The 23,660-nt window shown below is 74.3% G+C and carries 24 protein-coding genes and 1 pseudogene; 11 read left to right on the plus strand and 14 right to left on the minus strand.

All coding sequences use genetic code 11. From position 1 onward, the window contains the following. Positions 1–12 precede the first annotated feature (12 nt). From ISOVA_RS11690 to ISOVA_RS11705, 4 genes are all read right to left on the minus strand, one after another. Positions 13–642, minus strand: coding sequence for a CYTH domain-containing protein (locus ISOVA_RS11690; RefSeq protein ID WP_013839433.1), 630 nt, complete (start codon positions 640–642; stop codon positions 13–15). 54 nt (positions 643–696) lie between these two features. Further along, complete coding sequence (locus ISOVA_RS11695) at positions 697–1,479, minus strand: M15 family metallopeptidase (RefSeq protein WP_143762119.1); 783 nt, start codon at positions 1,477–1,479, stop codon at positions 697–699. Between the two features lie 178 nt (positions 1,480–1,657). Then, the gene (locus tag ISOVA_RS11700) at positions 1,658–2,716 is read right to left on the minus strand and encodes a hemolysin family protein (RefSeq protein WP_013839435.1); all 1,059 of its coding nucleotides are present in this window, start codon (positions 2,714–2,716) and stop codon (positions 1,658–1,660) included. Beyond that, on the minus strand, positions 2,713–4,059 hold the full coding sequence (locus ISOVA_RS11705; protein ID WP_233275887.1) for a hemolysin family protein: 1,347 nt from the start codon (positions 4,057–4,059) through the stop codon (positions 2,713–2,715). The genes ISOVA_RS11700 and ISOVA_RS11705 overlap by 4 nt, the downstream gene beginning before the upstream one ends. A 168-nt stretch (positions 4,060–4,227) precedes the next feature. Between ISOVA_RS11705 and ISOVA_RS11710 the strand changes: the two genes are divergently transcribed. The 3 genes from ISOVA_RS11710 (at position 4,228) to ISOVA_RS11720 (ending at position 10,257) form a co-directional block, all read left to right on the plus strand. Then, on the plus strand, positions 4,228–4,977 hold the full coding sequence (locus tag ISOVA_RS11710; protein ID WP_081474866.1) for a response regulator transcription factor: 750 nt from the start codon (positions 4,228–4,230) through the stop codon (positions 4,975–4,977). Position 4,978: 1 nt separating this feature from the next. After that, positions 4,979–6,088, plus strand: a complete 1,110-nt coding sequence (locus ISOVA_RS11715) for a sensor histidine kinase (RefSeq protein ID WP_013839438.1) — start codon at positions 4,979–4,981, stop codon at positions 6,086–6,088. Positions 6,089–6,375: 287 nt separating this feature from the next. Further along, on the plus strand, positions 6,376–10,257 hold the full coding sequence (locus tag ISOVA_RS11720; protein WP_013839439.1) for a multifunctional oxoglutarate decarboxylase/oxoglutarate dehydrogenase thiamine pyrophosphate-binding subunit/dihydrolipoyllysine-residue succinyltransferase subunit: 3,882 nt from the start codon (positions 6,376–6,378) through the stop codon (positions 10,255–10,257). Between the two features lie 154 nt (positions 10,258–10,411). Here the strand turns inward: ISOVA_RS11720 and ISOVA_RS11725 are convergent, their stop codons facing one another. Continuing rightward, complete coding sequence (locus ISOVA_RS11725) at positions 10,412–11,404, minus strand: aldo/keto reductase (protein WP_013839440.1); 993 nt, start codon at positions 11,402–11,404, stop codon at positions 10,412–10,414. A 78-nt stretch (positions 11,405–11,482) separates the two neighbouring features. On the opposite strand from ISOVA_RS11725, the gene ISOVA_RS11730 reads away from it, so the two are divergent. Continuing rightward, positions 11,483–12,403, plus strand: coding sequence for an aldose 1-epimerase family protein (locus ISOVA_RS11730; RefSeq protein WP_013839441.1), 921 nt, complete (start codon positions 11,483–11,485; stop codon positions 12,401–12,403). A gap of 119 nt (positions 12,404–12,522) precedes the next feature. After that, entirely contained in the window at positions 12,523–13,164 is a 642-nt protein-coding gene (locus ISOVA_RS11735; RefSeq protein ID WP_049788336.1) for a GDSL-type esterase/lipase family protein, read from the plus strand. Between the two features lie 7 nt (positions 13,165–13,171). Here the strand turns inward: ISOVA_RS11735 and ISOVA_RS17680 are convergent, their stop codons facing one another. Together ISOVA_RS17680 and ISOVA_RS17325 are read right to left on the minus strand one after the other, a co-directional pair. Further along, positions 13,172–13,321: a hypothetical protein gene (locus ISOVA_RS17680; RefSeq protein ID WP_407635295.1), complete on the minus strand. Its 150-nt coding sequence runs from the start codon at positions 13,319–13,321 to the stop codon at positions 13,172–13,174. A gap of 411 nt (positions 13,322–13,732) precedes the next feature. Beyond that, the gene (locus ISOVA_RS17325; protein WP_013839443.1) at positions 13,733–14,536 is read right to left on the minus strand and encodes a DUF4097 family beta strand repeat-containing protein; all 804 of its coding nucleotides are present in this window, start codon (positions 14,534–14,536) and stop codon (positions 13,733–13,735) included. A 108-nt stretch (positions 14,537–14,644) separates the two neighbouring features. On the opposite strand from ISOVA_RS17325, the gene ISOVA_RS17685 reads away from it, so the two are divergent. Further along, positions 14,645–14,719 carry a 50S ribosomal protein bL37 gene (locus ISOVA_RS17685; protein WP_370459514.1) on the plus strand — a complete coding sequence of 25 codons (75 nt, stop codon included), beginning with the start codon at positions 14,645–14,647 and terminating at the stop codon, positions 14,717–14,719. Positions 14,720–14,774: 55 nt separating this feature from the next. On the opposite strand, the gene rsrA is transcribed toward ISOVA_RS17685, so the two are convergent. The 3 genes and pseudogenes from rsrA to ISOVA_RS11760 all read right to left on the minus strand — a co-directional run. Next, positions 14,775–15,083, minus strand: coding sequence for a mycothiol system anti-sigma-R factor (gene rsrA, locus ISOVA_RS11750; protein ID WP_013839445.1), 309 nt, complete (start codon positions 15,081–15,083; stop codon positions 14,775–14,777). Further along, positions 15,080–15,763, minus strand: coding sequence for a sigma-70 family RNA polymerase sigma factor (locus ISOVA_RS11755; RefSeq protein ID WP_143762120.1), 684 nt, complete (start codon positions 15,761–15,763; stop codon positions 15,080–15,082). The genes rsrA and ISOVA_RS11755 overlap by 4 nt, the downstream gene beginning before the upstream one ends. A gap of 178 nt (positions 15,764–15,941) precedes the next feature. After that, positions 15,942–16,115 (minus strand): annotated as a pseudogene (locus tag ISOVA_RS11760) (helix-turn-helix domain-containing protein); the annotation flags it as partial. An 88-nt stretch (positions 16,116–16,203) separates the two neighbouring features. Between ISOVA_RS11760 and ISOVA_RS11765 the strand changes: the two are divergent. The 4 genes from ISOVA_RS11765 (at position 16,204) to hisN (ending at position 20,212) form a co-directional block, all read left to right on the plus strand. Beyond that, positions 16,204–16,827 (plus strand): DoxX family membrane protein, encoded by a 624-nt coding sequence (locus tag ISOVA_RS11765; RefSeq protein ID WP_013839447.1) that lies wholly within the window; start codon positions 16,204–16,206, stop codon positions 16,825–16,827. 59 nt (positions 16,828–16,886) lie between these two features. Then, positions 16,887–18,260, plus strand: coding sequence for a 3-phosphoshikimate 1-carboxyvinyltransferase (aroA, locus tag ISOVA_RS11770; protein WP_013839448.1), 1,374 nt, complete (start codon positions 16,887–16,889; stop codon positions 18,258–18,260). Then, positions 18,260–19,303: a ribosome small subunit-dependent GTPase A gene (gene rsgA, locus ISOVA_RS11775; protein ID WP_013839449.1), complete on the plus strand. Its 1,044-nt coding sequence runs from the start codon at positions 18,260–18,262 to the stop codon at positions 19,301–19,303. The genes aroA and rsgA overlap by 1 nt, the downstream gene beginning before the upstream one ends. Positions 19,304–19,393: 90 nt before the next feature. Then, positions 19,394–20,212 carry a histidinol-phosphatase gene (hisN, locus tag ISOVA_RS11780; RefSeq protein ID WP_049788465.1) on the plus strand — a complete coding sequence of 273 codons (819 nt, stop codon included), beginning with the start codon at positions 19,394–19,396 and terminating at the stop codon, positions 20,210–20,212. 12 nt (positions 20,213–20,224) lie between these two features. On the opposite strand, the gene ISOVA_RS11785 is transcribed toward hisN, so the two are convergent. The 3 genes from ISOVA_RS11785 to ISOVA_RS11795 are packed head-to-tail and all read right to left on the minus strand — an operon-like array spanning position 20,225 to position 22,736. Next, positions 20,225–20,740 carry a DUF6912 family protein gene (locus tag ISOVA_RS11785; RefSeq protein ID WP_013839451.1) on the minus strand — a complete coding sequence of 172 codons (516 nt, stop codon included), beginning with the start codon at positions 20,738–20,740 and terminating at the stop codon, positions 20,225–20,227. A gap of 17 nt (positions 20,741–20,757) precedes the next feature. Then, positions 20,758–22,086, minus strand: a complete 1,329-nt coding sequence (locus tag ISOVA_RS11790) for a CpaE/TadZ family protein (RefSeq protein WP_013839452.1) — start codon at positions 22,084–22,086, stop codon at positions 20,758–20,760. Beyond that, positions 22,086–22,736, minus strand: coding sequence for a hypothetical protein (locus ISOVA_RS11795; RefSeq protein ID WP_013839453.1), 651 nt, complete (start codon positions 22,734–22,736; stop codon positions 22,086–22,088). The genes ISOVA_RS11790 and ISOVA_RS11795 overlap by 1 nt, the downstream gene beginning before the upstream one ends. 138 nt (positions 22,737–22,874) lie before the next feature. On the opposite strand from ISOVA_RS11795, the gene ISOVA_RS11800 reads away from it, so the two are divergent. Then, entirely contained in the window at positions 22,875–23,084 is a 210-nt protein-coding gene (locus tag ISOVA_RS11800; RefSeq protein WP_013839454.1) for a helix-turn-helix domain-containing protein, read from the plus strand. A gap of 6 nt (positions 23,085–23,090) precedes the next feature. Here the strand turns inward: ISOVA_RS11800 and ISOVA_RS11805 are convergent, their stop codons facing one another. After that, entirely contained in the window at positions 23,091–23,636 is a 546-nt protein-coding gene (locus ISOVA_RS11805; protein WP_013839455.1) for a hypothetical protein, read from the minus strand. Between the last annotated feature and the right edge of the window lie 24 nt (positions 23,637–23,660).

Below are 23,660 nucleotides of genomic sequence, written 5' to 3' on the forward strand. Positions count from 1 at the left end.
CGTCAGGGACGCTCAGTCCGTCGTCAGGCGCGTGTTCTCGCCGAAGTCCCCGCGAAACCGGGGACCCGACGCCGCGAGCTCGGCCGCGTACCGGGCCGACCACTCGCGGTACGGGTGCACGGCGAGCGACTCGTTGGAGAAGCGGCGGTCGTCCGTGAGCTCGGTGACGCAGAAGTCGGGGATCTGCAGCTCGGTGACCGGGCTCGACCGCTCGCACTCGGCGACGATGAGCGGGTGGTTCCCGCTGCCGAAGACGTCGAGGGACCAGCCGTCCGCTCCGAGCCACGCGGCGTAGCGCGTCTTGAGCACGCGGGCCCCGCCGCGTGCGACCAGCTCGACGGCGACGAGCGGGTCGAGCTCGCGCTCCGCCTCGTAGCGCGTGCCGCCGGCCGAGGGGCCCTTGACCGTGACGGCGGCGAAGTCGACCTTGTCGCGGTACGCGTCGAGCACCATGCGCGGGTCGCTCTCGGCGTCGAGCCGCGCCTCGACGTCGGTCGCCTGCACGCGCACGCGCAGCGCGTACCCGCCGTCGGACAGGTAGTACGACTGCACGACGAGCGACGGCGCGTCGCGCAACTGGTCCGGCAGCTCGCGGACCAGGAAGCGGCGCTCGAACTCGAAGTCGGAGTAGTCCGTCGACATGCTCGCGAGCCTAGCCCCGCCGGCCCCGCCTCACCTCGGCGCCCGGCCTCGGCGTCAGTGCCAGTAGGAGACTTCCTCGACGCCCGGCCGGTACTCGAAGTGCCACGGCTCGTACTTGCCGCTGCCGCCGCGCTGCGCCCACGGCGGGTTCTCCCACCCGTACGCGGGGCCGTTCTCCCACAGCCAGCGGTACACCTCGGCGTTGCCCGTCTCCTTGGAGCACAGGTCGATCGCCAGGCCCCACCCGTGCATGGAGCGCCCCGGGGTCGCGGCGAGGTAGCCGCGGCTCGCCTTGACCGAGTACTGCGAGGCGAGCGAGCGGTAGCTGTCCACGAGGCACAGGTTGCGACCGAAGCGGGCGCGGAACGCCTCGTTGAGCGCGCTGAGCGCGACGGCGGCGTCGGGGCGCAGCCGCTCCCCCTCCTGCCACAGGGCGCACAGCGAGTGGTCGGCCAGGCGGCCGTTGCTGCCCTCGACCGGGGCGTCCGGGTCGCAGCCGGGCAGCGGGTCGCGCTCGGACGAGCGGCTGGCCGCGACCGTCACGCGCGAGTCGCGCACCTCGGCCGCGATGGCCGCGGAGGTGCGCGGAGGCGGGCCGGGCTGGCGGAGCACCTCGAGCGTCGTGGGACCCTGCGGGCTCGTGTCGAGCGCGAACGGCGACTCGTCCCCGACGGCGGCGTCGTCGCCGCCGAGCGGCACGGCGATGGTGGCGGCGGCGAGCGAGCCGAGGACCGTCAGCCGGGTGGCCCACCTCTGGCCCGGGGAGGCCGCGGCGTGCGCCGGCGCGGGGCGCTTGCGCGGCTTGCGGCCGCTGCGGGCGCGCTCCGCCTCGCGCATCGCGCGACGGGAGGCGAGTGGCCGGTCGTCGCCCTGCGGGCTCGCCTCCACGACACCTCCGTACCTCGCACACCGGGCCGCCGATCGGCGGCCCGTCACGGAACCATAACGGGGACCGGCGCCACGGCCAAGTCCCCTGGTGGCGAACCGCCCGGACCTCTGCTAGCGCGCCGCGGGCTCACACCGGCGGGCGACGCCTCTGCATGGCGTCGCGCACCTCGCCGACGAGCTCCTCGAGGATGTCCTCGAGGAACACCACGCCGACCACGCCCGAGGGCCCCTCGACGCGCGCGAGGTGCGCGCCGGTGCGCTGCATCGCCCGCAGCGCGTCCTCCACCTCGGCGTCGGGGTGCACGGACGCGAGCGCGCGCACCCGCCACGACGGCACGGGGTCGAACCGGTCGCCGTTCGTCGCGTACAGGACGTCCTTGAGGTGCAGGTATCCGACGAGCTCGTCAGCGCCGCTGGCGCCCGGCCCGACGACCGGGAACCGGCTGAAGCCCGTACGCGAGACGAGGTGCTCGACGTCGTCGGGCGTCACGCCCACGCCGACCGTGACGAGCTCGCCGACGGGCACCATGACCTCGCCCGCGGTGCGCGACGAGAACTCGATGGCACCCGTGAGCAGGCCGTGCTCGTCCTGGAGCAACCCCTCGGCCTGCGAGTGCTCGACGATCGACTGCACCTCCTCGGCCGTGAACGCCGAGGCGACCTCGTCCTTGGGCTCGACGCCGGTGAGCCGCACCGCATGGTTGGCCACCCAGTTGAGCGCCACGATGACGGGCCGGATCACGCGGGCGAAGAGCACGAGCGGCGGCGCGAACCACAGCGCGGCCGCCTCCGGCCCCGCCACGGCGAGGTTCTTCGGGACCATCTCGCCGAGCACCACGTGCAGGTACACGACGATCGCGAGCGCGATGACCATCGCGACGGGGTGGACGAGCTGCTCGGGCACGCCGAGCGTGTGGAACGGCCCCTCGAGCATGTGCGCGAGCGCCGGCTCGGCGACGATGCCGAGACCCGTCGAGCACACGGTGATGCCGAGCTGGGCGCACGCGAGCATGAGCGAGACGTGCTCCATGGCCCACAGGACGATCTTGGCCCGGCGCTCGCCGGCCTCGGCGCGCGGCTCGATCGTGCTGCGGCGCACCGACAGGACGGCGAACTCGGCGCCGACGAAGAAGGCGTTGCCCGCCAGGAGCAGCAGGCCGACGACGAGAGCGGTCGTCGTGCTCATCGCGCCACCTCCGCGCCGGGGGCGTCGGCGTCGTCGGCGGCCTGCACCCGGAGCCTCTCGACGCGCCGGCCCTCCATCGCCTCGACCCGCAGGACGACGTCGTCGACCCGGACCGAGTCGCCGACGTCGGGCACGCGGCCGAGCTCGGCCATGACGAGCCCGCCGAGCGTCTCGTACGCGGGACCCTCGGGGACGACGAGGCCGGTCGTCTCCTGGAGCTCGTCGGGGCGCAGCACGCCCGGCACGACCCAGGAGCCGTCGGCGCTGCGGACGGCGCCCGCGCGACGGCGGTCGTGCTCGTCCGCGACGTCGCCCACGAGCTCCTCCACGACGTCCTCGAGCGTGACGATGCCCGACGTGCCGCCGTACTCGTCGACGACGACGGCCATCTGCAGGCCCAGCGAGCGCAGCTCGACGAGCAGCGGGCCGAGGCTCACGGTCTCGGGGACGCGCGGCGCGTCGTCCATGAGCGCGGCGGCGGGCACCTCGGCGCGCTTCTCGTACGGGACGCTGACGGCGCGGCGCAGGTGCACCAGGCCCACGACGTCGTCCCGGTCGTCCCCGATGACGGGGAACCGCGAGTGGCCGGTGCGGCGGGCGAGCGCCACGACCTCCTCGGCCGTCGTGTCGCGCTCGACGACGACCATGCGGGTGCGGTCGGTCATGACGTCGCGCGCGCTGAGCTCGTGCAGCTCGATCGAGTTGGTCAGCAGGGTCGCCACCGACTGCTCGAGCGTGCCCTCCTGCGCCGAGCGGCGCACGAGGGACAGCAGCTCCTGGGGCGAGCGCGCGCCGGACAGCTCCTCGCGCGGCTCGACGCCCATGCGTCGCAGCAGCGCGTTGGCGGACCCGTTGAGCGCCCGGATGAGCGGGAGGAACGCCGTGGTGAAGACGCGCTGCACGGGCACGACGGCCCGCGCCGTCGTGTACGGCGTCGACAGGGCGTAGTTCTTGGGGATCAGCTCGCCGAAGAGCATCGAGAAGCCGTTGACGACGACGAGCGACAGGACGCCCGCCAGCACGCCCGACAGGCCGCGGCCGAGCGGCGTGGCGGCGAACGCGGCGTCGAACAGGGACAGCAGCGCGGGCTGCGCGGTGTACCCGAGCAGGATCGTGGTGATCGTGATGCCGACCTGCGCCGAGCTCAGCTCGGTCGACAGGTGCTTGAGCCCGGCGCGGACGGCGCGGTCCCGTCGGTCCGACGGGCGCCTCCTGCCGGGCGAGGGACTGTCGCCCTCCTCGTCGTCGCCGCCGACGACGGCCGGGTCGAGCGTCACGAGCGAGAACTCGCTCGCCACGAAGACGGCGGTGCCGGCGGTGAGCGCCACACCGAGGGCGATCATCAGGACGTCGCCTAGCACGCGAGGCCTCGCAGGGTGACGATCCGGCAGGAAAGGCTGGTATATCGGCTGTCGTCCATCGTGGCACCGATCGTAACGCCGGGGGCCCGGGCTCGTCGCCGGACAGCGTGTGCACAGCGCGTCCCCAGGTCCGCGGTGCAAGATGGGCCCATGACGACCACTCCCCCTGCAGCGGCCGGCGGCTCCGGCCCGGCCGTCGCCGGACAGCAGAGCGCGACCGTGCTCGTCGTGGAGGACGAGCCGGCGATCGCCACCGCGATCGCGCAGCGACTGTCGGCGGAGGGCTGGCGCGTCGAGGTCGCGCGCGACGGCCTCTCGGGCGTCGACGCCGCGGCCCGGCTCCAGCCCGACGCCGTCGTCCTCGACGTCATGCTGCCCGGCATCGACGGGCTCGAGGTGACGCGACGCATCCAGGCCGAGCGCCCCGTGCCGATCCTCATGCTCACGGCCCGCGACGACGAGACCGACATGCTCGTCGGGCTCGGCGTCGGCGCGGACGACTACATGACCAAGCCGTTCTCCATGCGCGAGCTCGTCGCGCGCGTGAAGGCGCTGCTGCGGCGGGTCGAGCGGGCGGCCCAGGTCGTCGTCACCGCGCCGGCCGACCCGCCGATCGTCATGGGAGACGTGACGATCGACCGCGCCCAGCGCCGGGTGCACCGGGGCGGCGAGGAGGTCCACCTCACGCCGACCGAGTTCGAGCTGCTCGTCATGCTGGCGAGCTCCCCCAAGACCGTCCTCACGCGCGAGCGGCTGCTCGCCGAGGTGTGGGACTGGGCGGACGCGAGCGGGACGCGCACCGTCGACTCGCACATCAAGGCGCTGCGCCGCAAGCTCGGGGCGGACCTCATCCGCACCGTGCACGGCGTCGGGTACGCCTTCGAGCCGCCGGCAGGCTGACGTGCGCGAGCCGCACGGCCCGCAGGGCAAGGCCCGCAAGGAGCACCGCCGGCTGCCGGACGTGCGCCCCCTGGACCCGGTCCGGTCGATCAAGACCAAGCTCGGCGTCCTCGTCGTCGCGACCGTGACGTTCGCGGTGCTCATCACCTGGGTCGGGCTGCGCAACGAGCTCGGCCCGACGCGGACCTTCCCGCTCGCGATCTTCCTGTCGCTCGTGCTCACGCAGCTCCTCGCGCGCGGCATGACCTCGCCCCTGCGCGACATGACGGCCGCGGCCCAGGCGATGGCCGACGGCCACTACTCGATCCGGGTGCGCGCCACGAGCCGGGACGAGGTCGGCCAGCTCGCCGAGGCCTTCAACATGATGGCCGCCGACCTGCACAACAGCGACAAGATCCGCCGCGAACTCATCGCGAACGTGTCGCACGAGCTCCGCACGCCCGTCGCGGCCCTGCAGGCCCAGCTCGAGAACATGGTCGACGGCGTCACCGAGCCGACCAAGGCGTCGCTCGAGCTCGCGCTCGAGCAGACCGAGCGGCTGACCCGGCTCGTGACGTACCTGCTCGACCTGTCGCGCGTCGAGGCGGGCGCCTCGGCGCTCGTGCTGAGCGACGTCGCGGTGGGCGACTTCCTCGAGGAGTGCGCGCAGGCCGTGTCGATGGTCGACGCCGGCAAGGGCCTGAGCTACGTCGTCGACGTCACGCCGCCCGACCTCAGCCTCGAGGCCGACGCCGAGCGGCTGCGCCAGGTCGTGACCAACCTGCTGCAGAACGCGATCCGCCACTCGCCGCACGGCGGCACGGTCCGGCTCGACGCCTACCCGGTCGACGACACCGTCGTCATCGAGGTCAGCGACGAGGGACCGGGGATCGCGCCCGAGGACCGCGAGCGCATCTTCGAGCGGTTCGCGCGCGGCTCGTCGGCGACGCGCGTGCACTCCGGGTCCGCGAGCGGCGGGACGGGCATCGGGCTCGCGATCGTGCGCTGGGCCGTCGACCTCCACGGCGGTCACGTCGAGGTCGCCGACACGACCCGCGGGGCCACGATGCGCGTGACGCTGCCCGCCGTCGCGCGCCCGGCACCCGGTGTCACGACCGAGTCGGACGCCTGAGACGGCGTCGCAGCGCCCGTCCGGAACGTGAGATCCGTCACACCGCAACGTCGGCGTCGCGCGGTCGTGGACAGCGCATGACGCCGCTCGACGCAACGTCGACGTGTCGTTTCCCCGTCTATTACCCGGCGCGCGCAGTAGGTGTCCAACGGCCAATCACCGCGAGGACTGGCGCGGCGGCGCGCCGCTGCGGGGCGCGCCCGAGGGCATAGGCTGGACTTTGCCCGATCCGACGGGCAACGGCACAGATCCGACGTAGCAATGTGGTGAAAGTGGGCGATCCGCGCGTGGTGTCCCCGAAGGCTGGTTCAGAGTCGATCAGCGCAGCGAGCGCGTCGTTCGGAGCCAACGAGTGGCTCGTCGACGAGCTCTACGAGCAGTACCTCAAGGACAAGAACGCGGTGGACCCCGCGTGGTGGGACTTCTTCGCCGACTACACGCCGGCCGAGTCGCGGGAGGGGTCCGACGGCGCGTCGGAGCCCGCGGCGTCCGGCGAGCCGGCGTCGGGCCAGCCGGCGCCCTCGGCGCCCGCGCAGCAGGCGCCCGACACGCAGGCCCCCGCCGCGGTCGAGTCGACGCCCGCGGCGCCGCGCGGCCAGGGCCGCTCGACGGCGGGCACCGCCGCCGCCGAGGAGGCGCAGCCCGTGCGCCCCGCCCCGGTCCCCGCGGACCCGACGGCGAGCGCGGCGGAGCCGGTCGACACCCGCCCCGTCGCCGAGGCCCAGCCTGCGACGGCCCCGTACGCCGAGGTCGCGCGCCAGACGCCGCGGACGGACGAGGACCGGGCGACCGACGTGGTCCAGAAGCTGCGCGGCCCGGCCGCGCGCGTCGTCGCCAACATGGAGTCCTCGCTCGAGGTCCCGACCGCGACCTCGGTGCGCGCGGTGCCCGCCAAGCTCATGGTGGACAACCGCATCGTCATCAACAACCACCTCGCGCGCGGCCGCGGCGGCAAGATCTCGTTCACGCACCTCATCGGGTTCGCGCTGGTCGAGGCGCTCGCCGACATGCCGGTCATGAACGCGCACTACCAGCTCGTCGACGGCAAGCCCGGCATCGTGCAGCCCGCCCACGTCGGCTTCGGCCTCGCGATCGACCTGGCCAAGCCCGACGGCTCGCGACAGCTGCTCGTGCCGAGCATCAAGAAGGCCGACGAGCTCGACTTCGCCGGCTTCTGGGCCGCGTACGAGGACCTCGTCCGCAAGGCCCGCGCCGGCAAGCTCACCGTCGAGGACTTCGCCGGCACGACGATCTCGCTGACGAACCCCGGCGGCATCGGCACGGTGCACTCGGTGCCGCGCCTCATGCAGGGCCAGGGCACGATCATCGGCGTCGGCGCCATGGACTACCCCGCCGAGTTCGCGGGCGCCTCCGAGGAGCAGCTCGCGCGCATGGGCGTGTCGAAGGTCATGACGATCACGTCGACCTACGACCACCGGATCATCCAGGGCGCACAGTCCGGCGAGTTCCTCAAGATCCTCGCCAACAAGCTGCTCGGCCTCGACGGCTTCTACGACCGGGTCTTCGCGGCGCTGCGCGTGCCGTACGAGCCCGTGCGCTGGGTGCGCGACAACACCACGGACGCCGACGTCGAGGCCGCCAAGCCCGCCCGCATCGCCGAGCTCATCCACTCCTACCGCTCGCGCGGCCACCTCATGGCCGACACCGACCCGCTCGCGTACCGCCAGCGCAAGCACCCGGACCTCGACATCCAGAACCACGGCCTGACGCTGTGGGACCTGGACCGCACGTTCCCGGTCAGCGGCTTCGGCGGCAAGCAGAAGGCGACGCTGCGCGAGACGCTCGGTCTGCTGCGCGACTCGTACTGCCGCTCGATCGGCGTCGAGTACATGCACATCTCCGACCCGGCGCAGCGCAAGTGGCTCCAGGACCGGCTCGAGTCCGGCTACGCGCGCACGCCGCGCGAGGACCAGCTGCGCATCCTGCGCCGGCTCAACTCGGCCGAGGCGTTCGAGACGTTCCTGCAGACCAAGTACGTCGGCCAGAAGCGCTTCTCGCTCGAGGGCGGCGAGTCGGTCATCCCGCTGCTCGACGCGATCCTGTCGAAGGCGGCCGAGAACGGCCTCGACGAGGTCGGCATCGGCATGGCGCACCGCGGCCGGCTCAACGTGCTCGCCAACATCGCGGGCAAGAGCTACGCCCAGATCTTCAAGGAGTTCGAGGGCCAGCTCGACCCGAAGAGCGTCCAGGGCTCCGGCGACGTGAAGTACCACCTCGGGACCGAGGGCGTGTTCACGGCCGAGTCGGGCGCGACGACGAAGGTCTACCTCGCGGCGAACCCGTCGCACCTCGAGGCGGTCGACCCGGTGCTCGAGGGCATCGTGCGCGCCAAGCAGGACCGCATCGACCTGGGCGGCGACGGCTTCTCGGTGCTGCCGATCCTCATCCACGGCGACGCCGCGTTCGCCGGGCAGGGCGTCGTGCCGGAGGTGCTGAACCTGTCGCAACTGCGCGGGTACCGCACGGGCGGCACGATCCACGTGATCATCAACAACCAGGTCGGCTTCACGACCGGCCCGTCGTCGTCGCGCTCGACGACGTACGCGACGGACGTCGCCAAGGGCTTCCAGATCCCGGTGTTCCACGTGAACGGCGACGACCCCGAGGCGTGCGTGCGCGTGGCCGAGCTCGCCTTCGCCTACCGCGAGCAGTTCGACCGCGACGTGATCATCGACATGATCTGCTACCGCCGCCGCGGCCACAACGAGGGCGACGACCCGTCGATGACGCAGCCGCTCATGTACAACCTCATCGAGGCCAAGCAGTCGGTCCGCAAGCTCTACACGAAGAACCTCGTGGCGCGCGGCGACATCACGGTCGAGGAGGCCGAGCAGGCGCTCAAGGACTACCAGGCCCAGCTCGAGCGCGTCTTCACCGAGACCAAGTCCGGCGCGTACACCGTCCCGGAGGGCACGGAGGAGATCGCCGGCCTGGAGCGGCCCGAGTCGCAGCGGGCCGACGCCGGCACGATGGTCGGCTGGAAGACGGCGATCCCGCACTCGGTCCTCGAGCGCGTCGGGGAGGTGCACGTCACCCCGCCCGAGGGCTTCACGGTCCACCCGAAGCTCATGCCGCTGCTCGAGAAGCGCCAGCTCATGGCCAAGGAGGGCGGCATCGACTGGGGCTTCGGCGAGCTCGTCGCGTTCGGCTCGCTCCTCATGGAGGGCACGCCCGTCCGCCTGGCCGGCCAGGACTCGCGCCGCGGCACGTTCGTCCAGCGCCACGCCGTGCTCCACGACCGGAACACGGGTGCCGAGTGGACGCCGCTGCTGTACCTGTCGGGCGACCAGGCCAAGTTCTGGGTCTACGACTCGTCGCTCAGCGAGTACGCGGCGCTCGGCTTCGAGTACGGCTACTCGGTCGAGCGGCCCGATGCCCTGGTGCTGTGGGAGGCGCAGTTCGGCGACTTCGTCAACGGCGCCCAGACGATCATCGACGAGTTCATCTCGTCGGCCGAGCAGAAGTGGGGCCAGTACTCGTCGGTCGTCATGCTGCTGCCGCACGGGTACGAGGGCCAGGGCCCGGACCACTCGTCCGCCCGCGTCGAGCGCTTCCTGCAGCTCGCCGCCGAGGACAACATGACCATCGCCCAGCCGTCGACGCCCGCGTCGTACTTCCACCTGCTGCGCAAGCAGGCGTACCAGCGTCCGCGCCGCCCGCTCGTCGTCTTCACGCCGAAGCAGCTGCTGCGCCTCAAGGCCGCGGCGTCGAGCGTCGAGGACTTCACGACCGGCACGTTCGAGCCGCTGCTCGGCGACCAGGGCGTGGCGGACGGCTCGATCGACCCGGCGAAGGTCGACCGCGTCCTGCTGTGCACGGGTCGCGTGTACTACGACCTCCTGGCCGAGCGGATCAAGCGTCAGGACGACCGCATCGCCCTGGTCCGGCTCGAGCAGCTCTACCCGCTGCCCGAGCAGCAGATCCGCGACGAGCTCGCGAAGTTCCCGAACGCCGAGGTCGTGTGGGTCCAGGACGAGCCCGAGAACCAGGGCGCCTGGTGGTTCCTGCACCTCAACCTGCCGGACGACCTCCCGCGCGTCGGCGTCGTCTCGCGGCCCGCCTCGGCGTCGACCGCCGCCGGCACCGCGAAGCGGCACAAGGAGGAGCAGGCCGTGCTCATCGAGCAGGCGTTCACCCGCAGCCGCTGACACCGGACACGACGGAGCCCCGCCCGCGCACCGCGCGAGCGGGGCTCCGTCGTCCGCCGAGGTAGCGCGTCCTTGCGCGAGGTAGCGCGTTCTTTCGCGAGGTAGCGCATCCTTGCGCGAGGTAGCGCGCTACCTCGCGGGAGTCCGCGGAGGGTCACCAGCGGTCGTGGACGTGCTCCTTGATCGTGCCCTCGTAGATCTCGCGCACGCCGGACGTGAACAGCGGGCCGAGGACGCGCGCGGAGCCGGCGGCGGCGTTGAGCCGTGCCTGCTCGGGGGTGCGGGCGCCGGGGATGACCGTCGAGACGCCGGGCTGCTGCCACACCCACGCGATCGCGGCCTGCGCGGGCGTGAGCTCGGGCAGCGTCGTCCGCACGAGCTCGGTGAACTCCGCGGCCGCCTCGACGCCGACCTCGAACGGCACGCCGGAGAACGTCTCGCCGACGTCGAACGACTCGCCGTTGCGGTTGTAGTTCCGGTGGTCCGTCTCGGGGAACGTCGTGTCCTTCGTGTACCGCCCGGACAGCAGGCCGGAGGCGAGCGGGACGCGCGCGATGATCCCGACGCCGGCGTCGGACGCCGCGGGGAGCACCTTCTCGAGCGGCTTGAGCCGGAAGGCGTTGAGGATGATCTGCACGGTCGCGAGGCCGGGCCGCGAGATCGCGGCGAGCGCCTCGTCGACCGTCTCGACGCTCACGCCGTACGCGGCCGTCACGCCGTCGGCCACGAGGGTGTCGAGCGCGTCGAACACCTCGTCCTGCGAGTAGACGGCGGTGGGCGGGCAGTGGAGCTGCACGAGGTCGAGCCGGTCCACGCCGAGGTTGCGGCGCGACCGGTCGGTCCACTCGCGGAAGTTCTCGAGAACGTAGTTCTCGGGCACCTGGTCGACGCGGCGGCCCATCTTCGTGGCGACGGTGATGCCGGCGTCGGCGTGGTCGGCGAGGAAGGCACCGATCAGCTGCTCGCTGCGGCCGTCACCGTAGACGTCCGCCGTGTCGAAGAACGTGACGCCGGCCTCGAGCGACGCCTCCAGGACGGCACGCGCGTCGGCGTCGCTCACCTCGCCCCAGTCGGCCCCGAGCTGCCAGGTTCCCAGGCCGACGACCGACACCATCCGGCCGGTCCGGCCGAGCACCCGTTGTTCCATCGTTCCTCCAGTCCAGGGGGTCAACCCTCCTACGCTACGTCGAGCGCACGACTTCGGCTCTCCGACTACGGTGTGAGCGTGAACACCTCCCAGACGATCCCCGCGCCGTCGGGGGTCCAGCACCGCATCTCCTCGGGCGACCAGCGCGCCACGATCACCGAGGTCGGCGCCATGATCCGCGAGTACACCGTCGGCGGCCGCGAGGTCCTCGTCCCCTTCGCCGAGGACGAGCACGCGCCCGTGTACAACGGCGCCGTCCTCGTGCCCTGGCCGAACCGCCTGCGCGACGGCGTGTACACCGTCGACGGCGAGGAGCAGCAGCTGGCGATCTCCGAGCCGTCGCGCGGCACGGCCCTGCACGGCCTGGCCTGCTGGCAGCGGTGGACCGCGGTCGAGACGGCCGACGACGCGGTCACGCTCGAGCTCGCGCTGCCGGCGCAGAAGGGATGGCCCTTCCAGGTCGTCACGCGCGCGACGTACGCGCTCGGCCCCGACGGCCTGACGATCACGGTCCGCACGCGCAACGTCGGCGCGGGCACCGCGCCGTACGGCGTCGGCTTCCACCCGTGGCTGTCCACGGGCGGCGCCGACCTCGACGAGTGCACGGTGCGGGTCGACGCCGCCACGCACGTCACGGTCGACGACCGGCTGCTGCCGACGGGCACCGAACCGGTCCAGGGCGACTACGACCTGCGCGAGACGCGTCCGCTGCGCGGCCTCGACCTCGACGACGCCTGGACCGACCCGGTCCGCGACGCCGACGGCCGGGCGTGGATCCGTCTCGGGTGCCCCGACGGCCGCACGCCCGCGGTGTGGATGGACGAGTCGATGGACTGCTTCCAGGTCTGCACGGCCGACCACATCGCGCAGCACGAGCGCATGGGTCTCGCGGCGGAGCCGATGAGCTGCTACGCGGACGCGTTCAACTCGGGCGACCGCCTCGTGCGCCTGGCCGCCGGCGACGAGCACGAGGTCCGCTGGGGCATCACCCTCCTCTGAGCCCTGCTCCGACGGGTCGACGGGCCCGGCTCGCGGTATGTTCCGGGCTGGGCCCGATCGCCCGCGCGGCCGAGGACCACGGCGTGGGATCCGGTCGGCGACGGCCGCCGTGTCCGACAATGGCGGCGCAAGTTCGAGCAAGGGGCGGTGAGAGGTCCGTGGCAGGACGCGAGGTGCGCATCTGCGTCGTCGGCGACGAGCTCAGCGTGGGCGTCGGTGACGCCCGTGCGCTCGGCTGGACCGGCCGGGTCATGGCCCGCACGCGGTTCGACCGCCCGGCGATGACGTTCACGCTCGCGGTGCCCGGGGAGACGACGTCGGCCCTCGGCGCGCGCTGGCAGGCCGAGACGGAGTCGCGGTTCGGCCCCGAGCAGGACTGCGAGAACCGGCTCGTCGTGGCGCTCGGGCGGCACGACGTCGACTCCGGTCTCTCGGTCGCGCGCTCGCGCCTCAACCTCGCCAACATCCTCGACGTGGCGGACTCGAGCCGGATCCCGGCGTTCGTCGTCGGTCCCCCGCCGGGTCGCCCCGAGGACGGCGAGCGCATCGCGGAGCTGTCGGCGGCGTTCGCCGACGTCGCGAGCCGGCGCCGCGTGCCCTACGTCGACACGTACACGCCGCTCGCCCAGCACGAGCAGTGGCTCGCCGACCTCGCGACCAACGGCAGCACCTACCCCGGGCAGGCGGGCTACGGCCTCATGGCGTGGCTCGTGCTGCACACCGGCTGGCACTCCTGGCTCGGCCTGCCGTCCGACGAGTAGCGCGCGCTCAGAGCCCCGCGCGTCGGGCCAGGCCGCGCAGGTAGGCGGCCTGGCCGACGTGCTGCAGGTCGTCGGCGAGCACGCTCACGAGGCGCACGCCGAGCGTCACGGGCGGGTCCCACGACGTGTCGACGACCCGGTCGAGGTCCTCGGGCACGAGCCCCTCGAGGAAGCGCAGCGTCGCCGCGTGCGTGTCCTCGTGGTACCCCCCGGAGCAGGTCGGCCTCGACGCGGACCGCCGCGACCTCCTCGGCGGACTGCCCGTACCCGGTGGCGCGGACCCCGAACGGCAGTGCGAACCGCTCGACCCAGCCGCGCGACGTCCAGACCTGCTCCGTCCCCGCGACGTCGGAGACGTGGTCGTCCTGGACGCGCGTGAGGTGCCACACGAGCCAGGCGACCGTGTTGGCCGCCGGGTCGGGGCGGTAGGACAGCAGCTCGGACGAGGCGTCGTCGAGGACGGCGGCGACCTCCTCGGCGATCCGGCCGTAGGCGTCGGTGAGCAGCTCGGCGACGTGCACGCGTCCTCCAGGGTCGGGCGTCGGGCGGCGGGAGCCGGACGGGGCCGTCAGCCGCGGCTGACGGACACGGTGCCGGTCGTGACGGCGGCCGACACGTACGCGGGCGCGCGGCCCTCGACGGGCGCGTCGGCGTGGTCGACGGCGAGCGTGCGGCCCTGGCTCGGCAGCGCGGCGCCGTCGAGGATCGCCTGGCCGGAGACGCCGCGCACGCGCAGGTTGACCGGGGTGCCGACGTCGAGCCGCACCTGGGCGGGGCCGGACACGCTCTTGAGGTCGACGAGGGGCACGCTCCCCCGCGCCGTGATCGCGACCGGCCCCGAGACGGTCGACACCGTGACGCGCCCGAGCGTGCCCTCGACGGCGAGCGAGCCCGAGACGATCGAGACGGACACGTCGCCCACGTGGCCGGTCGCGGCGACGTCGCCCGAGATGGTGCGCAGCGACAGCGCGCCGGAGGTGCCCGAGGTGCGGATCGCACCGGTGACGGTCTTGACCCGGGCGCCCTCGGCGCCGGTGACGTCCGCGACGGCGCCGACCGTGCCGACGTCGAGCCGAACGGACGGCGGCGCGACGACGCGCACGACGGCGCGCTCCGCGTCCTGGCTGCCGCCGCGCAGCCGGTCGACCCACCCCTGGATCCGGACCCCGTCGTAGCCGACCCGCAGGACGCCGCCCTCGCGCACCAACTGGAGCGGGCGCGAGCCGACCTCGACGACCTCGACGCGGACGCCGCTCGCGGCGTCGTCGGTCACCGTCTCGGCGCGGCCCTCGACGAGGCGGAGGCGAACCTCCGTGACCCCGGCGACGTCGATCTTCTGCGGGGCGGCGACCACCCAGGACTCGGTGCTCATCCGTGCTCCTCACGTTCACGTCTCGTCCGGGCCGGCCGATTCCGGACCAGGCCCGCTGGTGTGGGACCATGTGTCGACCCCTCGTCCACTCTTCGTGAGGAGACAACCATGAGCAAGCGCGGCAACAAGCGCCGTGCCCGCAAGGGCAAGGCCGCGAACCACGGCAAGCGTCCGAACGCCTGACGACGCCGAGAACACCAAGGGCCGGACCCCGTACAGGGGTCCGGCCCTTCGTGCGTCAGACGCCGTTCGCGGCGATGACGGTGAGCTGCTCGTGGATGCGCAGCCGCAGCGCCGCCGGCGCGCGCTCCGCGCAGGAACGCTTGACGAGCTGCTTGACGAGCTCCTCGACGCTCAGCTCCGCCAGGCACGGCGAGCAGTGGGCGACGTGGGCGCGCATGCGCTGCTCGTCCTCGGGCGTCATCTCCGAGTCGAGGTACTCGTAGAGGTGGGACAGGGCGTGTTCGCACTCGGACTCGCCCTGCGTGTCGTGGGGGATGGGCGTGATCACGGACGCCTCCGACTCGTTCCCGAGGCTGTCGGTCATGACGTGGTCCCTCCGCGCGTCGCCACCAGTCCCCGCTGCTCGGCGTAGTCCGCGAGCAGCTCGCGCAGCTGCCGGCGCCCGCGGTGCAGCCGGGACATCACCGTCCCGATCGGCGTTCCCATGATCTCCGCGATCTCCTTGTAAGGGAAGCCCTCGACGTCCGCGTAGTACACGACCATGCGCCGGTCCTCGGGCAGCTCCGCGAGCGCCCGCTTGACGTCGGAGTCCGGCAGCCGGTCGAGCGCCTCGGCCTCGGCGGAGCGCAGGCCCTGCGAGGTGTGCGACGCGGCGCGGGCGATCTGCCAGTCCTCGACCTCCTCGGTCTGGGACTGCTGCGGCTCCCGCTGCTTCTTCCGGTAGCTGTTGATGAACGTGTTGGTCAGGATGCGGTACAGCCAGGCCTTGAGGTTGGTGCCCGGCCGGTACTGGTGGAAGGCCGCGAACGCCTTGGTGAACGTCTCCTGGACCAGGTCCTCGGCGTCGGCGGGGTTGCGCGTCATGCGCAGCGCGGCCGAGTAGAGCTGGTCGAGGTACTGCAGGGCGTCCGCCTCGAAGCGGGCGGCGCGGGCCGCCGGGTCCTCCCCGTCGGGGGCCCGGTCGGTGTCCTCGCCGACCTCGTCGACGGGCGTCGGCTCGTCGCCGGCCTCGTCCGCGGGTTCGGGCGACATGTTCTGGCTCATCGCTGTCGAGCCTAGCCCTGCGGCCCACCCCTCGTGCGCCGAACGGCCGGCCGTGGACAGGCCGAGGTCGTCGGGGACGGCGAACAGCCGCACGGCGGGTGCGGGCGTCGCGGGTCGGTCGAGGCAGGCTTCCACGTCTGGGTGCAACCGGTGCGGCGCCTGCGACATTCCCTCGGCGTCAGGACGCCATCTCGTCGCGGCACGCGAACCGACGACGGTAGGCGACGGGGCTGGTCCCGAGCGTGCGCGCGAAGTGGTGCCGCAGCACCGCGGCGGCGCCGAACCCGACGAGCCGGGCGATCTCCTCGACCGACGCGTCGGTCGACTCGAGCAGCTCCTGGGCCCGGGCGACGCCGCCGGGACCGTGCTCCTCCCCCTCCATGCGCACACCGTAGGGCGCTCGAGGAGCGAGCCGCGCGGCGGTCTGCCAAGGTGGGCACATGCTGCTCCGTCGTCTCGCCAGGCCCCTGCTGGCCTCCTCGTTCGTGTACGACGGCGTGCAGGCCGCGAAGAACCCGGCCGAGCACGCAGCCGCCGCGCGCGAGGGTGCCGCCCTCGTCACCGAGCGCCTCGGCACGTCGCCGCTCACCGAGTCGCAGGTCATGACCCTCGTGCGCGCGCACGGGGTCGCGACCGTCCTCTGCGGGATCGCGCTCGCGGTGGGCAAGGCGCCGCGCACCGCGGCGCTCGCGCTCGCGGCTCTCACCGTGCCGCTCGCCGTCGTCAACCAGCCGTTCACCGCCAAGGGCGCCGAGCGCGAGGCAAGGACGGCCAAGTTCGTCAAGAACCTCGGCATGCTCGGCGCGACCGTCATCGCGGGCGTCGACCTCGAGGGCCGTCCCGGGCTGTCCTACCGCGTGAGCCACGCGAGCGCGGCCGCGGCCCGCTCGGCGCAGCTCTCCGCGCGGTCGGCCCAGCGATCGGTCCACGACGTGTCGCACCGCGCGAGCCACACGGTCTCCGCCGCCGCCCGCAAGGCCGAGAAGGCCGCCCAGCGCGCGGCGAAGCAGGGCCGCCGGGCCGCGAAGGAGAGCCGCCGGGCTCTCGCCGGCGTCGGCCGCTGAACGCCGCCGCCCCGAGACCCTCCGCCGGACCGGGCGGCCGCTCCACTAGCCTGGAGCCCATGACGCCAGCGCCCGCCAGCCCCGACGCCACCAGTCCCGCGCCCGCCTCCGAGGCGCCGTGGGAGGCCCCGGTCGCGCCGGGCGAGCTCGACGCCACCGTCGAGATCCCGGGCAGCAAGTCGCTGACGAACCGCCTGCTCGTCCTCGCGGCGCTCGCCGACGGCCCGGGCGTCCTGCGCGGCGCCCTGCGCAGCCGCGACGCCGACCTCATGATCGCGGCGCTGCGCGCGCTCGGCGCCGAGATCACCGAGGGCACCGAGCCGAGCACCCTGCACGTCACGCCCGGGCCCGTGCGAGGCGACGTCGACGTCTTCACCGGCCTGGCCGGCACGGTCATGCGGTTCCTGCCGCCCGTCGCGGCGCTCGCGGACGGCCCGGTGCGGTTCGACGGCGACCCCGAGGCCCGGGTGCGGCCCATGCTTCCCGTCCTCGCCGCGCTGCGCGCGCTCGGCGTCAAGGTCACCGGAGACGGCCCCGACTTCCCGTCCCACCTGCCGTTCACCGTGCACGGCAAGGGCTCGCTGCGCGGCGGCGCCGTCGACGTCGACGCGTCGGCGTCGTCGCAGTTCGTCTCCGGCCTGCTGCTCGCCGCCCCACGTTTCGACGACGGCCTCGCCCTGCGGCACATCGGCGCCACCCTGCCGAGCCTGCCGCACATCGAGATGACGGTCGCGACGCTGCGCGAGGTCGGCGTCGCGGTCGACGACTCGCGCGACGGCATCTGGCACGTCTCCCCCGGCGCGATCTCGGCCCGCGACGTCCGCGTCGAGCCCGACCTCTCGAACGCCGCGCCGTTCCTCGCGGCGGCGCTCGCGGCCGGCGGGACCGTCCGCGTGCCCGGCTGGCCGGCGTCGACCACCCAGCCGGGCGCCATGGTGCCCGAGCTGCTCGAGCGCATGGGCGGGCGGGTCACCGTCGAGCACACCGCCGACGACGGCACGAGCGTCCTCGCGGTGACGGGCACGGGCGAGATCCACGGCATCGACGTGGACCTGCACGCCGCGGGCGAGCTAGCCCCGACGTTCGCGGCGCTCGCCGCGCTGGCCGACTCCCCCAGCCGCCTGCGCGGCATCGCGCACCTTCGCGGGCACGAGACGGACCGCCTGGCGGCGCTCGCGACGGAGATCACGCGGCTCGGCGGCCGGTGCGAGGAGACGCGCGACGGCCTGGTCATCACCCCGCGGCCGCTGCACGGCGCGACGTTCCGCACCTACGCCGACCACCGCATGGCGACGTCGGCCGCCGTGCTGGGGCTGCGGGTCCCGGGCGTGCAGGTCGAGAACGTCGGCACGACCGCGAAGACGCTGCCCGGCTTCGACCGGATGTGGGAGCGCATGCTCGCGGCCGGACGGACCGTGGGGGCCGGCGCCTGATGGCGCGCCGCGCCGTCGACGAGGAGGCCCGCTTCGGGCGTCCGTCGAAGCGCGGGTCGCGGCCGCGGAGCAAGCAGCGGCCCGAGCACGCCGACGCGGTCACGGGCCTGATCGTCGGCGTGGACCGCGGCCGGTACCGCGTCGTCGTCGACGAGGGCGAGGCCGACGAGCGCGAGATCGTCGCCATGAAGGCGCGCGAGATCGGCCGCACGCGCGTCGTCGTCGGCGACCTCGTCGACGTCGTCGGCGACACGTCGGGGGCCGAGGGCACGCTCGCCCGCATCGTGCGGATCCAGGACCGCACGTCGGTGCTGCGCCGCACCGCGGACGACACCGACCCCTACGAGCGCATCGTCGTCGCGAACGCCGACCAGCTCGTCGTCGTGACCGCGCTCGCCCAGCCCGAGCCGCGCACCGGCATGATCGACCGCTGCGTCGTCGCGGCGTACGACGCCGGCATGGACGTGCTCCTGTGCCTCACCAAGGCGGACCTGGCCGACCCCGCTCCCCTGCGCGGGCTGTACGAGCCGCTCGGCGTCGACGTCGTCGTGACGCGACGCGACGACGCGACGTCGGTCGAGGAGGTGCGCGAGCGCCTGCGGGGCCGCACGTCCGTCCTGGTGGGCCACTCGGGCGTCGGCAAGTCGACCCTCATCAACGCGCTCGTGCCCGACGCGCGCCGCGCGACCGGCGTCGTCAACGACGTCACGGGGCGCGGGCGGCACACGTCCACGTCGGCCGTCGCGCTCCGGCTGCCCGTGGCGCCGGGGGCCGACGAGTACGACGGGTGGGTCATCGACACGCCCGGCGTGCGGTCGTTCGGGCTCGCGCACGTCGAGGTCGAGCACGTGCTCGCCGCGTTCGAGGACCTCGACGACGTCGCCGCGGAGTGCCCGCGGGGCTGCACCCACCTCGACGACGCCCCCGACTGCGCGCTCGACGAGTGGGTCGAGGCCTCGCCCGACGACGAGACCCGTGCCGTGCGCACCGCCCGGCTCGCCTCGTTCCGGCGGTTGCTCGCCTCCCGCGCCGCCGCCGACTGACCGCCGTCCGGCAGGCGCCGTGGCGCGACACGCGGTCCGGTCCGCGTGCTGGCGCACCGCGTGCGGGTCCGGGACCGATACCGTGTGACCGTGGCCTCCTTCCAGCACTCTCCCAGCCCCGCCGGGCCGGTGCGCACGTACGAGGACGACCTGCGCCTGGCCCACGTCATCGCCGACCAGGTCGACTCGATCACCATGTCCCGCTTCAGGGCGGTCGACCTGCACGTGGAGAGCAAGTCCGACGACACGCCCGTGAGCGACGCCGATCGCACGGCCGAGGAGGTCATCCGCGGGCAGCTGGCCCGGGCGCGGACGCGTGACGCGATCGTCGGCGAGGAGTACGGCTCGGCGGGCAGCGGCGCCCGGCGGTGGATCGTGGACCCGATCGACGGCACCAAGAACTTCGTGCGGGGCGTGCCCGTGTGGGCGACGCTCATCGCGCTCGCCGACGGCGACGAGGTCGTCATGGGTCTCGTGTCGGCGCCGGCGCTCGGCCGGCGCTGGTGGGCCGCGCGCGGGTCGGGCGCGTGGACGGGCAAGTCGCTCGCCGCGGCGACGCGCCTGCAGGTCTCGGGCGTGCGCACCCTCGCGGACGCGTCGTTCTCCTACTCCTCCCTGACGGGCTGGGAGGAGCACGACAAGCTCAACGGCTTCCTCGACCTGTCCCGCCAGGTGTGGCGCACGCGCGGGTACGGCGACTTCTGGTCGTACATGCTCGTGGCCGAGGGCGCGGCCGACATCGCGGCCGAGCCCGAGCTCGAGGTCTACGACATGGCCGCGCTCGTGCCGATCGTCACCGAGGCGGGCGGGCGCTTCACGTCGCTCGAGGGCGAGCCGGGGCCGTGGGGCGGCAACGCGATCGCCACCAACGGCCACCTGCACGACCAGGCGCTGGTCTACCTCGGCTGACCGTCACACCGGTCAGGGGCGGGGCCGGGGGATCTGGTGGACCTCGGTCGCGTCGTACCAGAGCAGGTCGCGGTCGGTGATGCGCTGCAGGGCGTCGCCGAACGCCGGGTCGTCGTCGGCCGCGGCGAGCATCGCGCGGACGTCGTCCGCGGCCTCGGGCTCGTCGACGTGGACGGCGACGATCGGCACCGTCAGCTCGCGCACGACCCGCACCGCCGACGGCGCGGCGTCGTCCCCGTCGTGGGCGTCGACCGCGCCGTAGGAGACGGCGGAGTCCGGCACCTCGAGCGACACCACCACGCGCACGGGCGGCGCGTCGGGGCGGGCGGCGACGAGCGCGAGCGAGTCGTGGGCGGCGGCGAGGAACGCCGCGTACTCGCGCCCCTCGACGTCCTCGTCGGGCAGCGCCGCCGTGAGGGCGCCGGTGACGGCGTGCGCGTCGCGCGGCGCGACCGTCCAGCGCGCCCCGGTCGCGGTGACGGTGGCGGAGCCGAGCTCGTCGAGCGTCGCGGGCACGTAGATGCGCATGGGCACAGTCTGGCCGGTCAGGCGGGCTGGGGCACCACGGCGCGCAGGCGGTCGGCCAGCTCGAGGAACGCCAGGCGCGCGGGCGACGACGGCGCGTGCTCGGCGAGCGACCGCCCCGCGAGGACGGCGGCGTCGAGCGCGGGGCCGTCGTCCGGCACGACGTGCGCGTCCTCCACGCCCGCGTAGCGCGCGAGCGCGTCCCGCACCGCGACGTCGGGCTTCGCGCCGACGGCGGACGCCCGGACCCGGTTCGCGACCACGACGACGCGCCCGCTCACCGGCACGGGCGCCTCGCGCAGGTCCTCGAGCGCGCGCACGAGCCGCTGCACGCCGACGGGGTCCGCCGCCCCGACGACGACCACGACGTCGGCGGCCTGGAGCGCGGCGAGCGTCGCGGCGTTGCGCTGGGGCGCGTGCGTGTCGTACATGAGCAGCTCGTCGGCCTCGATGACGGGCCCGCAGTCGACGACCGTGACGTCCGCGAGCTCGCGCGCCCGTTCGAGCACGACCTCGAGCGCGCTGGCCGGCAGCTCGGGCCACCGCGCGGCCCGCGTGATGCCCGTGAGGACCCGCAGCCCCGGCGCGACGACGGGGCACTGGCGGGCCAGCGCCGGCAGGTCGAGCGCGCCCTGGCCCGCCGCACGGGCCGCGGCCGCGAGCCCGGGCGCGTCGTCGAGCAGCCCGAGGCGCGCCGCGAGCGACGAGCCGTAGGTGTCGGCGTCGACGAGCAGCGCGGAGGCGGGCGCCGGGGCGGGCGCCTCGCGGCCGCGCGCTCCCCGACGGCGGCGCCCGCCGCGCCCGCCGATGCCCGCGAACGCCGCCGCGAGCTCGACCGCGGTGGTCGTCCGTCCCGGTGCGCCGACGGGCCCCCACACGGCCACGACCGCGCCCGGCGCGCGGTCAGGGGCGGCCTCGACGTCGGGCCACGACGGCGTGCGCACCGCACCGGGCAGCCCGAACGGGGTGCCGGCGTCGAGCACCGAGCCCGGGTCGCGCAGGGGCGCGGTGTCCCGGACGGCGTCGAGCAGCGCCGCCTCGTCGAGGCCTTCGAGCACCGCGTCGGCGCCGAGGGCGCGGAGCCGGTCGGCCGACGCCGCGCCGTCGGACAGCGCGACGACGCGCACGCCGCCGCGGTGCAGGCGGCCGACGGCCTCGCGGTCGAGCCCCGGCAGGTCGGCCGAGACGACCGCGACCGTGCCGACCCCCGCGGCCGCGGCGGCGAGCAGCTCGGCGAGGTCGCCGCAGCGCCGCGTGACGGTCGCGCCCGAGCCGGGCGCGCCGAGCGCGACGACCACCGCGGTCTCGTCCTCGCCGCGGACCGCGCACAGGACGGTGACCGCGGCCATCAGGTGCCCGCCACGGGGACGACGGCCACGCTGCCCGGCGCGGAGAGCGCCGCCAGGACGGCAGGCAGCTCGGCCGTGGGCACGAGCACGTGGAGCGTGCCGCCCGTCGCGACGACGAGGCCGGCGTCGGCCACGTCGACCTGCTCGACGACGACGCCCGTCACCAGGGCCTCCGGCTCGCCGGGTGCCGCGTCCGAGCCGGGCGCCGCCTCGGGGACGAACCACAGGTCGACGACCGCACCCTTGCGGAGGCGGTCGGAGATGCCGCTGCCGACGGGCACGGCCACCGACCGTGCGTCGACCGCGTCGGCCGGGCCGAGCGCGGTGCGCGCGACGAGCTCGCCGTCGTCGACGACCCGCTGCACGACGAGCTCGTCGGGGAGCGGCTCGTCGGCGCGGAGGTACCGGTCGGTGCTGGGGCCGAGCCGCACGTCCACGGTGCGGAGGCGGTCGGGACCGACCTGCTCCCCCGGGGTGAGCGTGCCGGCGGCCGCGTAGACCGGGACGGTGCGGCCGGCGGACGACACGGCCCAGGAGCCGAGCGTCACGGAGAGGGCGACGATGACGACGCCCACGACGAGGCGCGGGTCGCGCCAGGTCGGGCGCCGCAGGCGCGGGGCGGTCGGCGCGGGAAGCGGGTCGAGGCTCAACGCCAGTCCTCCGAGGGTCGGTCGGGCACGCGGACGTCCGGCGGACGCCAGGCATCATCATCGGGCATCCGCGGAGGCATTCTGCCGTCACCTGTGCACAAAGCGCACCCACCGTCCGCCCTGTGTCACACTGCTGGTATGGCCAGCCGCTTCCTGTCCCTCGCCGACGTGCAGGAGATGCTCAACATCTCCGCGGCGCAGGCGTACTCGCTCGTCCGCTCGGGCGAGCTGCCGGCCATCCAGGTGGGCCCCAAGAAGGTGTGGCGGGTCGAGGCCACGAAGCTCGAGGAGTACATCGAGGCCCAGTACGCGCGGACGCGGCAGCGGATCGAGGCCGGCGACCTGTAGCGGCGCTCACGCCTCGCTGACGCGCAGGAGCGCGGAGAAGGGCACGAGGCGCGGCGGAGCGCCGCGCCGCTCGACGTCGTCGAGGTCGAGGTGGTCGGCGCCGACGCGCGCGATCCGGCCGGTGACCGACGACGCCCGCGTGCGCACGAGCACCCGCACCCGGTCCCGCTGCAGCCCGCGCAGCGCCGTGCCCAGCCCCAGGCCGTCGGTGCGCGCGGTCGACGGCGCGGCGTGCCGCCCGGCGCCGAGCACCCCGGCCACCGCGGACAGCGGCACGAGGTGCTGCCCCGGTCCCCGGACGCCGTGGCCGTCGAGCAGCAGCCACGTCGCGGCGACCCGACGCAGCCGACCGTCGAGCAGCTCGCCGTCGAGCAGCTCCAGGCGCAGCGTCGCGCCGACCGCGCCGCGCAGGCGGTCCGTCGTCGCGACGGACGCCTGCTCGGCCCGCGTCAGCTCCGCGACGGCTCCCTCGCGCTCGGCCGCCTCCTCGGCGGCGAGGCGCGCCTCCAGGTCGGCGAACAGCAGCTCCCACCGCGTCGGCCCGCTCGTCACGTCCCGTCCTCCCTGCTCGTGGTG

It is taken from the genome of Isoptericola variabilis 225, from assembly GCF_000215105.1.
GTDB lineage: Bacteria > Actinomycetota > Actinomycetes > Actinomycetales > Cellulomonadaceae > Isoptericola > Isoptericola variabilis_A.

Coding starts and splice junctions, on each gene's coding strand:
- ISOVA_RS11690 (WP_013839433.1), bottom strand. CDS start 642: ATGTCGACGGACTACTCCGACTTCGAGTTCGAGCGCCGCTTCCTGGTC.
- ISOVA_RS11695 (WP_143762119.1), bottom strand. CDS start 1,479: ATGCGCGAGGCGGAGCGCGCCCGCAGCGGCCGCAAGCCGCGCAAGCGC.
- ISOVA_RS11700 (WP_013839435.1), bottom strand. CDS start 2,716: ATGAGCACGACGACCGCTCTCGTCGTCGGCCTGCTGCTCCTGGCGGGC.
- ISOVA_RS11705 (WP_233275887.1), bottom strand. CDS start 4,059: ATGATCGCCCTCGGTGTGGCGCTCACCGCCGGCACCGCCGTCTTCGTG.
- ISOVA_RS11710 (WP_081474866.1), top strand. CDS start 4,228: ATGACGACCACTCCCCCTGCAGCGGCCGGCGGCTCCGGCCCGGCCGTC.
- ISOVA_RS11725 (WP_013839440.1), bottom strand. CDS start 11,404: ATGGAACAACGGGTGCTCGGCCGGACCGGCCGGATGGTGTCGGTCGTC.
- ISOVA_RS11735 (WP_049788336.1), top strand. CDS start 12,523: ATGGCGGCGCAAGTTCGAGCAAGGGGCGGTGAGAGGTCCGTGGCAGGA.
- ISOVA_RS17325 (WP_013839443.1), bottom strand. CDS start 14,536: ATGAGCACCGAGTCCTGGGTGGTCGCCGCCCCGCAGAAGATCGACGTC.
- rsrA (WP_013839445.1), bottom strand. CDS start 15,083: ATGACCGACAGCCTCGGGAACGAGTCGGAGGCGTCCGTGATCACGCCC.
- ISOVA_RS11755 (WP_143762120.1), bottom strand. CDS start 15,763: ATGAGCCAGAACATGTCGCCCGAACCCGCGGACGAGGCCGGCGACGAG.
- ISOVA_RS11765 (WP_013839447.1), top strand. CDS start 16,204: ATGCTGCTCCGTCGTCTCGCCAGGCCCCTGCTGGCCTCCTCGTTCGTG.
- aroA (WP_013839448.1), top strand. CDS start 16,887: ATGACGCCAGCGCCCGCCAGCCCCGACGCCACCAGTCCCGCGCCCGCC.
- rsgA (WP_013839449.1), top strand. CDS start 18,260: ATGGCGCGCCGCGCCGTCGACGAGGAGGCCCGCTTCGGGCGTCCGTCG.
- ISOVA_RS11785 (WP_013839451.1), bottom strand. CDS start 20,740: ATGCGCATCTACGTGCCCGCGACGCTCGACGAGCTCGGCTCCGCCACC.
- ISOVA_RS11790 (WP_013839452.1), bottom strand. CDS start 22,086: ATGGCCGCGGTCACCGTCCTGTGCGCGGTCCGCGGCGAGGACGAGACC.
- ISOVA_RS11800 (WP_013839454.1), top strand. CDS start 22,875: ATGGCCAGCCGCTTCCTGTCCCTCGCCGACGTGCAGGAGATGCTCAAC.